This is a genomic window from Corynebacterium sp. UMB0012 (assembly GCF_030216265.1).
In the GTDB taxonomy this organism is placed as follows: Bacteria; Actinomycetota; Actinomycetes; order Mycobacteriales; family Mycobacteriaceae; genus Corynebacterium.
Map to the genome: position 1 here is coordinate 1 of NZ_JASOKQ010000082.1, position 325 is coordinate 325.

The 325-nt window shown below is 52.0% G+C and carries 1 rRNA gene; it reads left to right on the forward strand.

The features are described from left to right. Positions 1 to 325 (forward strand): 23S ribosomal RNA (locus tag QP324_RS11945); the annotation flags it as partial.

The window sequence follows — 325 nt, forward strand, 5'->3', positions numbered from 1 at the left end:
CGGGGCTAAACATATTACCGAAGCTGTGGATTGTCCTTTGGACAATGGTAGGAGAGCGTTCTAAGGGCGTCGAAGCATGATCGCAAGGACATGTGGAGCGCTTAGAAGTGAGAATGCCGGTATGAGTAGCGAAAGACAGGTGAGAATCCTGTCCACCGTATGACTAAGGTTTCCTGGGGAAGGCTCGTCCGCCCAGGGTTAGTCGGGACCTAAGCCGAGGCCGATAGGCGTAGGCGATGGACAACAGGTTGATATTCCTGTACCAGTTGTTTTTGTTTGAGCAATGGAGGGACGCAGTAGGCTAAGGAATGCATGCGATTGGAAG